The organism is Kitasatospora sp. NPDC057512 (assembly GCF_042802135.1).
GTDB lineage: Bacteria > Actinomycetota > Actinomycetes > Streptomycetales > Streptomycetaceae > Kitasatospora.
This window is the reverse complement of record NZ_JBHVET010000880.1, coordinates 1-3135: the sequence shown is the minus strand read 5'-3', so window position 1 is coordinate 3135 and position 3135 is coordinate 1. Positions and strand designations below refer to the sequence as shown.

Genomic DNA, 3135 nt, shown 5'->3' with positions numbered 1-3135 from the left:
GCCCCCGGTGACGGTGTTGCCCGCGCCGATCGTCGTCCCGCAGTTCGCCGCGTCGTAGTTCGTCACGTCGATCGCGTAGCGGTCCGGGCCGGTGGCGCCGGTGAGGTCGGAGCGGTTGCCCCGGAAGACGGTGCCGCAGCCCCAGCCCGGCCGGACGCTGTGGGTCTGGTAGCCGTCGTCGGTGGTGCGCCGGCCGGTGTTGTTCTCGATGACGTAGCCGTTGCCCTTCACGTCGACCCAGGAGTCGTCGTAGTTGCGCCCGGTGAGGCCGTCGCCGTCGAAGGTGTTGCCGGAGACGAGGCCGCCGACGGTGCCCTCCTTGAGGTCGACGTTCTCGGCGCCGATGTTCGGGCCGAAGGTGTTCCCGGTGATCCGCACGTAGTCGCTGTGGTCGGTCAGGGTGTTGGCGGTGCCGACGTAGACGCCCTCGCCCATGCCGTCCCGGCCGAGGCCGGTGTCGTGGACGCGCGAGCCGCGCAGCGTGCCGTGGGCACTGGAGTTGCGGAAGTGCACGCCCTCCATGGTGGTGTGGTGGACCGTCACGTCGTCGAGGACCACGTAGTCGGCGGAGTCGGCCATGATGCCCTTCTGGGCGCCGGTGACGGTCAGCCCCTGGACGGTCCAGTAGCTCGCACCGTCGAGGTGGAGGCCGTAGCCGCCGCCGGTGGGGGTGGTGAGGACGGCCTTCGCCGAGCCGGTGAGGGTGATCCGGGCGGCGGCGGTGCCGGGGGTGGTGGCCTTGAAGGTGCCGGTGTAGGTGCCGTCGGCAAGTTGGATGGTCTGGCCGGGCGCGGCGGCGGCGAGCGCGCTCTGGAGCTGCTTGGCGGTGCCGACCTTGACCACGGCCGCCGGGGCGGCGGAGTCGGTGGCCACGGCCGCGGGGGCGGTGCTGCCGAGGGTGAGGACGGTGAGCGCGGCGAGGAGGGCGGGGCGCCTGGTCACGGACGGTGCTCCTTGCGGTGGTCGGGGCCGGCCGGAGGACGGGGCCGGTGGTGACAGGAACATGCCGCTGCCCAGAGTGGACTGGACCATTCCGAGGCGTCAAGAGTGCCTTCCCGCGCGATACTGGAGCCCTGGGGAGCCCTGGGGAGCCCCGGTCAGGGTCGGTCAGGGTCGGTCGGGATCACACAGGTCGGACGGGTCGGACAGGGAGGCGGCGATGGGCGGTGGTACGGCCGGGTTCGCCGTGGTGGTGTTCGGCGCGCTGGGCGGCGTGGTCGCCTACCTCGCCGGGGTGGTCGGCCTGCGCGAACTGCGGCGGCTGCGCCGGGTCGGTGTCCCGGTGCGGGCGCTGGTGCGCGAACGCGCCGCGGCCCCGGAGGACCGCGCGCTGCCGCCACGGCCGCTGCTCCAGTTCGAGACCGAGGACGGCCGGGTGGTCGAGGTCTTCTCCCCCGTCCCCTCCACCGCCCGCCACCCGCTGCCGGACGGCGGCTTCGTCCCGGTCCGCTACGACCCCGCGGACCCGCGGCAGGTGCTGGTGGACGGGCGGGAGCGCGCGGGGCTGGAGTACGGGTTCCTCGCGCTCGGGGTGCTGGTGGTGCTCGGCTCGATCACCCTCGGCGCCGCGGTGCTCTGAAGCGACGGCCTGGAACAAGGCCGGCCGGGCGGGCCGCACGACCCGCCCGGCGCGCTCAGATGGTGGCCGCAGTGGTCGCCGCCACGGTGGTCGCGATGGTGACGGCGGCCATGGTGAGCTGCACGGCCCGGATCGCCTCGCGGACGGACTCGGCCGCTCCGTCACCGGCGGCGATCTCGGCGAAGCGCGGCTCGACCTGCTTGCGGGGCAGCTCGGGGAAGGCCAGCCCGTGCAGCCGGGAGCCGTGCAGCAGGGCGACCAGGGCGGCGGTGCGCAGGTCCGGTTCGGCGCCGTCCAGCACCACCGCGGCCAGCCGCGCGCGCAGTTCGCGCTCCGCGCCGCCGTCCGCCTCCGGGTAGCGGCGGACCGGGAAGATGCCCAGCGCGCGGCGGCGCTCCTCGACCACCAGGCCGCGCTCGCACAGCCGCGCGACGGTGTCGGCGATCACCGTCGACCGGTCCCTGATCAGCCAGTCGGCCGCCTTGGCCTTACCGGAGCGGCGTCCGGCGGCCCCACTCGTCGAGGCGGGCCAGCCGGCCGTCCACCAGCGGTTCGCCGGTCGGGGTGCGGTCGGTGACGGTGAGCCGGCCCTCGTCGATCGCGACCCGCTCGGCCAGCACCAGCTCGGCCAGGATGCCGCCCGCGGCGGCCCAGGCGGCGGTGGCGGCGTCCTTCGCCACGCCGGACTCGTCGTCCAGCGAGAGCAGCATCAGCTCCTCGGCGAGGGTGACGTGCATCGGGGTGTCCCTTCTTCTCGACTTCTCGGTGCCGCGGGCACCGGGCACCTAGCCCTCAGCCCCGCAGGGCGTCGACCAGGCGCCGGGCCCGGGTGTCCTCCTCCAGCAACGCCCGGAGCAGCCGATCAGTGCCCTGACCTGCGACATCGGCCAGGTAGGCCTCGACCGAGCGCGGGTCGGCGGGCAGCGTCACCTCGCCGGAGTCGAGCGCGGCGTGCGCCCGGGCGTAGTCGAGGCCGAGACCGGCGAGCAGGTCGCCGGCGCCGTCCTCCTCCACCGGCCGCGGCTCGTGGCGGGCCACCTCGTGCACGGCCAGCAGGGCGAGCAGGACGTGCTCGGTGCCGGGCGTACGGCGCCCGAGGCGCTCGGCCTGGGCGTCGGCCTCCGGCCGGATCCAGGCGGCCGGACCGGACGGGCCCGGCTGCAGCAGGCGCTTCCAGCGCGGGGCCGGGTGCGCGCGGCGGGCCAGCAGCGCCTCCCGGGTGGGGCGCAGCAGCGGGTCGAGGGCGCCCGGCGCGGCCGGGTCGCCCGGCCAGTCCGGCGAATCCGGTGAGACCGAGGAGTTCGGCGGGTTCGGTGAGACCGGCGAGTCCCGCCGGTCCGGCTCCGGCACGGTCGTTTCCATCGGCCCTCCCACGACTGCGGCTTTACTCGGACTATACGCTCGCTTTTCCTTCTCTTGAGCATTTTCCGCACGTCAAGAAAGCGTCAGGACGGGGCCCGCGCCGGGCGCGGAGGACCGGGGGCCCGCGCCGGGCGCGGAAGACCGGGGGGCCCCCGCCGCCACCGAAGACGGGACCGACCCCCCACGGCACCTAC

General features: G+C 75.1%; 3 protein-coding genes and 1 pseudogene. 1 reads left to right on the top strand and 3 read right to left on the bottom strand.

Annotated features, from left to right (window positions below; genetic code table 11):
- Positions 1-942: right-handed parallel beta-helix repeat-containing protein (locus ACFU6K_RS35195; RefSeq protein WP_380670120.1), on the bottom strand; the 942-nt coding region annotated here is incomplete at its 3' end.
- A gap of 217 nt (positions 943-1159) precedes the next feature.
- Between ACFU6K_RS35195 and ACFU6K_RS35190 the strand changes: the two genes are divergently transcribed.
- A complete protein-coding gene (locus tag ACFU6K_RS35190; RefSeq protein ID WP_117492909.1) occupies positions 1160-1579 on the top strand; it encodes a DUF3592 domain-containing protein in 420 nt (139 codons plus the stop codon).
- A 55-nt stretch (positions 1580-1634) separates the two neighbouring features.
- On the opposite strand, the pseudogene ACFU6K_RS35185 reads toward ACFU6K_RS35190, so the two are convergent.
- Positions 1635-2316 (bottom strand): annotated as a pseudogene (locus ACFU6K_RS35185) (GPP34 family phosphoprotein).
- Positions 2317-2371: 55 nt separating this feature from the next.
- Positions 2372-2941: a Clp protease N-terminal domain-containing protein gene (locus tag ACFU6K_RS35180; RefSeq protein ID WP_380670117.1), complete on the bottom strand. Its 570-nt coding sequence runs from the start codon at positions 2939-2941 to the stop codon at positions 2372-2374.
- Positions 2942-3135: the final 194 nt, after the last annotated feature.